The 7,094-nt window shown below is 59.2% G+C and carries 6 protein-coding genes; all 6 read left to right on the top strand.

What is annotated here, in order from left to right; translation table 11 throughout:
- Positions 1-118: 118 nt before the first annotated feature.
- The 6 genes from ABIB56_RS18205 (at position 119) to ABIB56_RS18180 (ending at position 7,003) form a co-directional block, all read left to right on the top strand.
- Positions 119-970 (top strand): formylglycine-generating enzyme family protein, encoded by an 852-nt coding sequence (locus ABIB56_RS18205; protein WP_502917624.1) that lies wholly within the window; start codon positions 119-121, stop codon positions 968-970.
- Between the two features lie 74 nt (positions 971-1,044).
- On the top strand, positions 1,045-2,103 hold the full coding sequence (locus ABIB56_RS18200) for a LacI family DNA-binding transcriptional regulator (protein WP_354570640.1): 1,059 nt from the start codon (positions 1,045-1,047) through the stop codon (positions 2,101-2,103).
- A 97-nt stretch (positions 2,104-2,200) separates the two neighbouring features.
- A complete protein-coding gene (locus ABIB56_RS18195) occupies positions 2,201-3,694 on the top strand; it encodes an ABC transporter substrate-binding protein (RefSeq protein ID WP_354570639.1) in 1,494 nt (497 codons plus the stop codon).
- A complete protein-coding gene (locus tag ABIB56_RS18190) occupies positions 3,691-4,656 on the top strand; it encodes a carbohydrate ABC transporter permease (RefSeq protein ID WP_354570638.1) in 966 nt (321 codons plus the stop codon). The genes ABIB56_RS18195 and ABIB56_RS18190 overlap by 4 nt, the downstream gene beginning before the upstream one ends.
- Positions 4,653-5,525, top strand: a complete 873-nt coding sequence (locus tag ABIB56_RS18185) for a carbohydrate ABC transporter permease (protein ID WP_354570637.1) — start codon at positions 4,653-4,655, stop codon at positions 5,523-5,525. Before ABIB56_RS18190 ends, ABIB56_RS18185 begins: the two co-directional genes overlap by 4 nt.
- A gap of 35 nt (positions 5,526-5,560) precedes the next feature.
- A complete protein-coding gene (locus ABIB56_RS18180; protein WP_354570636.1) occupies positions 5,561-7,003 on the top strand; it encodes a sulfatase family protein in 1,443 nt (480 codons plus the stop codon).
- Positions 7,004-7,094: the final 91 nt, after the last annotated feature.

Here is a 7,094-nt window from a genome sequence, read left to right as displayed (position 1 = left end):
CACCCGTCACGTTGGCCGCCGCATCGAGTTTCGTCTTCGCCATCGCATGTGGAACCTGGATGGTGATCGCGGCGAAGTGATTAACGACATGGTCGCCCTCCAAGGGGGCGCCTTCTGGATGGGATCAGACTTCTATCTCGAAGAGGGTCCGGTTCACGAGGAATGGGTGAGTCCCTTCGAACTCGACAGACATGCGGTCACGAACGCGCAGTTCGCCGAATTCGTTTGCGCAACCGGATATGTCACGACGGCAGAGCGACCACTCGACCCAGCGATGTTCCCTGGCGCGAGGCTTGAGTCCCTGGAGCCTGGGTCTCTCGTGTTCACACCGACGGTCGGTCCGGTGGACTTACGCGATTGGACGCAGTGGTGGGAGTGGACTCCCGGAGCCGACTGGCAGCATCCGGGAGGACCCAGCACTTCTCTGGAAGGAAAAGGTGACCACCCGGTGGTGCAGGTGGCCTTCGAAGACGCCAACGCGTTCGCAAGGTGGTCGGGAAAACGGCTTCCCACCGAGATCGAGTGGGAATTTGCCGCTCGCGGGGGACTCGATCAGGCAAAGTTCGCCTGGGGTGATGAACCCAACGATGGAATGCGCGCGAACAGCTGGCAGGGTCAGTTCCCCTACCTCAACCGCGGCGCGGGGAGCGGCTCCTGGGTGGGCACGGCTCCCGTGGGCAGCTTTCCGCCCAACGACTTTGGCTTGCATGAGATGACAGGCAACACCTGGGAATGGACGACCACATACTGGACTGATCGACTTCAGGATCCGGTAACTACCTGCGCGTGCAGCCCCGATAGTGCTCGCTCGGCCAGCATCGCGCTTGGCGAGGCCACCGCGCGTCGAGTCCTCAAGGGCGGATCGCATCTCTGCGCACCCGAATACTGTCTTCGCTACCGTCCCGCAGCGCGATCGGCTCAAACAGAGGACTCGGCTACGACGCACCAGGGTTTTCGCTGCGTAAGATAGGCAGCCACGAGGACGCTCCAATTTGGCCGCCCGCAGTCTCTAGGCATGTCGACATTCCCGCCTAGCATGACTACATGGCAAGTGAGGCTCATCATTCGGTGGCGCGAAAGCGGGCGACTGTCAAAGATGTCGCGCGACAGGCAGGGGTGTCGGCGAGCACGGTGTCGAATGTGCTGCACGATCACCCCTGGGTGACTGCCGAGAAGCGTAAAGCTGTCGAGGAGGCCATTCGTGTGGTGGGCTATCGGCCTTCGATCGCCGGCCGCCAACTGAGGAACGGTCGCTCCGACATCCTCGCCCTGGCGATTCCTGATCTTCGGTCTCCGTACTACGCCGAACTCGCGCACGTCCTCAATGAGAAAGCGCTCAGTCGGGGATTCACAGTGCTGGTCGACGAGACGGGCGGCACACTCGAACGTGAACGAGAGATTGCGCAGGGATACCTCAACCACGGAATCGAAGGGGTCATCTTCTGTCCTGTTTCGCTCCCACTCGCCGAACTCGAGAATGCGGAGGCCAATGTTCCCATCGTCCTTCTCGGCGAACACGGCTCTCATCAGGCCTTCGATCACATCGCGATCGACAGCTTCGCGTCGGCCCGGGAAGCCACGGCCCATTTGATCTCAACCGGAAGACGACGATTCGCATTTATCGGATACCAGCCTGATCGGGATACCGGCCCCGGCCCTTTTCGGTTGGCAGGACTCAGGGCCGAGCTCGCGTCGGCTGGCATTCAGCTGGACGAGAGTCTCGTGCTGGTGGCTTCCGAATTCACTAGGGAAGAAGGCGAACACTCGGCCAAAGAACTGGTGACACGCGCGGGCCAGGTCGATGCCATCGTCTGTGCGGCTGATCTTTTGGCAATTGGCGCGATGAGCACTCTTCAACGCAATGGGCTGTCGATACCGAACGACATCGCGATCCTCGGATGGGACGATTCTCCCGAGGGCCGATTCTCGTGGCCCAGCCTGACGACGGTGAAGCACGACCTTGATGCGATCGCGGAGTTGGCGGTGCGCTCCGTGATCTCTCGGATCGAGGACGATACGACAGCTCCCCAGGAATATGTTGTGAGCCACAGACTCGTCGTCCGCGAATCCACCAGCCCGCGCAGAGAACTCGCCGCATCCTGAATCCCAGCAGGCCTTGACGTTCGAATGAACCGTCATCTACTATCGCTTTCCAAGACATTGTAACGTTGCAAGGTCAATAAAACGCGAAGGAATTTCAATGGTGAACCTCGATCGCAGACAATTCATTGTTGCCGGGGGGCTCGGCGCCGGCGCTCTCGCATTGATGTTGGCAGGCTGCTCACGAACGTCCGCGCAAAAACCCTCCAGTGCGCCTGCGACTGCCGCCGGTGCTATCTCCTGGTGGGATCAGTTCCAGCCACTGCAGAAACTCGAGGAGTCGACCTTTGCCGCCTATGGTAAGGCACACTCCGGCGCGAGCGTGAAGCACACTGTTTACGATCCGAACAACATGGGGTCTGCGTTGCAGCTTGCACAGCAAAGCAATCAGCTCCCCGACGTCTTCACAAATGTGTTCGGCGTACCCGACATGGTGCTTGTGCAGAGAAAGTGGGTCGCGCCCATCGACCTCACAGCGGCGTCCAAGCGGATGATCGGATCCGACTTTCTACTTCCTGGCCTGCACGTCTTCGACGGAAAAATCTTCTCCTTCCCCATGTTCAGCTTCCGTCAGCACTCGACGCTGACCTATTTCGACAAAGACGCTGTCGAGAAAGCCGGTGGCGATCCGGAAAAGGGTCCGGCGACCTGGGACGAATTCCGCTCGTTGGCCCACGGAATCACCAAAGCCGGCGGTGGCGACATGTACGGCTGGATCGAAGGCCTCACTCTGACCGACAGAATACGAGCCCACATCGTCGACCTGGCAATCGGTGCGGGGGCCGAGCTTAGCCTGGTCAGCAATTCCGCTGACTCTCCGGGAGTAGCTGATGTCAAGACCGGAGATTATGTCTTCGATTCCTCACCATTCGTCGACTCGTTCGAATTCCTCAAGTCCCTGGTCAAAGACGGCTCGATGTTTCCGTCATCGACGTCTCTCGACGTTCGCACAGCGCGGGCTCGCTGGGCAGCTGGATCGAGTGGTTTGTTCTTGGACGGCTCGTGGAATGTCGGAGTGCTGAAAACCCAGTTCGCTGACAGTGTGGCGAAATCGGGCGTGACGAATCTTCCGACGCCCGAAGGCAAGGCGAAGATCAGCAATGGTCCCGCGGGAGGGGTCTTCTGGATCTCCGCCGAGTCCGCCAATCCCGGCACGGCGAGCGGGATCCTCAATACCTTCGCCACGCCGGAATATGCGAGAGGCCTTGCCGAAAACATGGACCAGCCGCCATCGGATCTCGACGTTGTGAAGAAGGCTGACGTACCCGCCCTGTACAAGCAATCGGTCTCGCTTATGGCCGACTCGGTCACCCTCGCTCCGAGCGCGATCGTGAAGAACCCCAACGTCGCAGCGGTGCTGGCGGAAATGCAACAGATTCGCCCGACGCTGGGCGAAATAGCCCAGGGCTATCTCGGCGGAAATATCTCCAACATCAAGTCAGCGCTGACGGACTACAGCAGCAAGCTGAGTACGGAGCGAGACCGCGCCATCAAGGCCGTCAGCTCGAAGGGCAGCAAGACAAGCCTCAACGACTGGGTATTCAAGGATTACAAGGCCGGTACGGACTACGACGCGAGCAAGTACAAGTCGTGACGGTCCAGGCATCCCTGACTCCCGCAGCGCGCGCAAGCGCTTCGGGACCGAAACCTCAGGACCGACTGGGGAAGAAGATCTGGCGAGATCGCTGGGTCTACCTGTTCCTCCTACCGACGGTGGTGCTATTCGGCGCGTACAGCGTGTGGCCGACCATCTCCAGCCTTTATTATTCGCTGCTCGACTGGACTGGCCTCGGGCAGGCGCGTCCTTTCGTCGGCCTTGCAAACTACGGGCAGGCCTTCGGCGATCCGCTGTTCTGGAAGTCGCTCGGTGTGACCATGCTGATCATCATCGTGACAGTTCCGGTGAGGGTGTTCCTCGCGCTGGTACTCGCGCTGTTTCTCAACAACCCGCGCCTTCCGTTCGTCAGACTTCTGAGGACGGCGTTCTTTGTTCCTGTCGTGGCCACCACGGCCATTATCGGCATCGTGATGAACTTCATCTTCGATCCGGCAGGCGGCCCGGTTAACAGCATGCTGGCCTCTTTGGGTGTGCAGCCGATCGACTTCCTCGGCAGTTCATCTACTGCGCTGTGGACGGTCATGGGCGTTCATGTATGGAAGTGGCTCGGGTTGACCCTCATGTACTGGCTTGCCGCACTGCAGACCGTGCCGAATGATCTGTACGAGGCCGCCCAAATAGATGGCGCAGGCAAACGGCAGACGTTCTTCGGCATCACGATTCCGATGCTTGCGCCATTCATCGTGATCATAAGCCTCCTGACAGTCGTCGAGACAATGCAGATCTTCGACCTGGTCCAGACCATGACCGGCGGCGGGCCATTCTTCTCCACTCTGGTCACGGAGGTGTACATCTACCAGCAAGCCTTCGCGACTCCTCATCCGGAATACGGATACGCCTCGGCTATGGGAGTCCTGCTCGGCATTGTCACGATGCTCATCGTCGGGACCTACCTTCTCCTCTCTCGAATCGCGTCCAAACGAAAGGCGATCCAGTGACAGTCGCACGCTTGGGAACTCCCCGGAATCACAAGACACAGGGCCGCCGACGGACGCTGATCTGGGTACAGGTGGTCTTGCTGGCTGTGGTCGCCATCATTTGGATCTACCCGCTGTTGTGGACGTTCTCGGCGTCCCTCAAAGACACCCAGGACATCTTCTCGAGCGGGTTGAACCTCATTCCTCAGATCTTCCACTGGGACAATTACGCACGAGCCTGGAACCAGGCCGGGTTTTCGCAGTACATGCTCAACTCCGTTGTGGTGACACTCTCCTCGGTGGCTGTCGTCGTGATGCGATGTGCGACGGCGGGATACGTTCTCGGCAGGTACAGATTCTACGGAAAAAAGGTGGTGTTCGCCGTGCTCCTCGGCACGATGTTCATCCCGACCGGACTGTCCATCATTCCCATTGTCGAGCTCAGCGACCTCCTCGGCCTGCTCAATACGCAGGTCGGTTTGATCCTCGCCCTCTCCGCGGGTGGAAACGTGGCGGCTGTGCTTCTCTACGCAGGTTTCTACGCGCAGATCCCCAAGGAACTCGAGGATGCCGCCATGGTCGACGGTGCGGGTTTCTTCCGGACTTTCTTCAGCGTGATGCTGCCGCTCTCCGGCCCGATCACGGCAACAGTGACCGTGGTGACATTCGTCGCCACCTGGAGCAACTTCTTCGTGCCTCTGGTCTTCACGTTCAGCGACCCGTCCAAACGAACGCTCGCCGTCGGCATGCTCGCATTTCAGGGCACTAACTCGACCGACTGGTCAGGACTCGCGGCGGGCGCGACCATGTCCCTTATCCCTGTCCTGCTGGTTTTCATCCTGCTGCAGCGCTATTTCGTCGAGGGGATCGCCGGGGCAGTGAAGAGTTGACGACCGTTTTTCGCTATCCACTGAATAAGGAAACAATGTCACCGAAAAAACCGAATATTCTTCTCATTTGCACCGACCAGCAGCGTTTCGACGCCCTCGGAGCAAGTGGCAACCCGCACATCCACACGCCCAACCTCGATAAGCTCGCCCGGCAGGGTGTGCGATTCGACCGCTGCTACGTTCAGTCCCCGGTGTGTGCACCTTCGCGAGCCAGCCTCATGACCAGTCGATACCTCCATAATCACGGTCTGTGGGCCAACGGCGTGGACATCTCCCCGTCGGAGGAGCTCTTCACGAAGGTTCTCGCCGATGCGGGGTATGACTGCGGACTTGTCGGAAAATTTCACCTCGGGGCGGCCCAAAACGGCCGGACAGAACCACGGATCGAGGACGGGTTCCGCATCTTCAAGTGGGCACACGATCCGTACGAACGAAACCCGGATAACAAATACCACAACTGGCTCAATGCTAATTTTCCCGGATTGCTCGAGGAGAGCATCGCGCGGGGCCACGACGCCATCGACAAGCTCCCCACCGAATCCCACTACAGCCACTGGATCGGTGAGGAGACGATCGAGTTTCTTCGCACCACACGAGAGCACGACAAACCGTTTTGCTTCGTTGTGAACTTCTTCGACCCACACCATGGGTTCGGAGCTCCCGATGAATATCGGGCCCTCTACGACGCGAGCAGCTTGCCGGCACCGGTCACCAGTGACGATGATCTGACGACGAAGCCGGCGATCTATTCCGAGGCTTCGAAGAAGTCGTATGCGGGGACCCTGCCGGGATATCAGGATTTCACCGCTGAGGAGATCCAAGAGATCAAAGCCCAGTACTACGCAATGGTTTCGCTGCTCGACAACGAGGTGGGACGTATCCTCGCAACCCTCGACGATGAAGGTCTGGGAGATGACACGATCGTTGTCTTCACGAGTGATCATGGCGAGTTGCTTGGCGATCACCAGATGCTCCTCAAGGGCCCGATGATGTTCGATTGTTCGGTTCGTGTTCCCCTGATTCTTCGATGGAACGATCACCTCCCGAAAAACGAGGTGCGCGAAGAAATCGTGGAGTGGATTGATATCGCACCTACGCTCCTGTCGTTCGCCGGAGTCGGCGGGCTCCGTCGAGGTCAGGGGAGAAATCTGGCAGAGCTCGTGCAGGGAACCGACTCATCTCACCCGCGTGATTGGGCGCTCAGCGAATATCGGAACAGCTGTATTCCTTATGAGGTTCCAGTGCACACCACCATGCTCCGGCAAGGCGATTGGAAAGTCGTCGTCCACCATGGCGAGCCCAGCACAACCCGTGAAAGGGACGGCGAACTCTACAACCTTGCGTGTGACCCCGATGAGCTGGTCAATCTGTGGCATGTACCCGAGGCCCTCCTCGAGCGCATCCGAATGGAGGGAAGATTGCTCGATGTGCTCGTCGCGACGGAGGATCGGTCTCGCGAAAGGATCTCTGACTACTAGGGCGTGTTTCCTAACGGTTTGAGCCAGATTGTGATGGCCCGAAGGACGACTCCGCCGCGGTAGGTGAGGGCGAGTTTGTCGTATCTGGTTG

Source organism: Glaciihabitans sp. UYNi722, from assembly GCF_040549465.1.
Classification (GTDB): domain Bacteria; phylum Actinomycetota; class Actinomycetes; order Actinomycetales; family Microbacteriaceae; genus Lacisediminihabitans.
The sequence above is the reverse complement of the archived record's forward strand: the minus strand, read 5'-3'. Positions and strand labels throughout refer to the sequence as shown.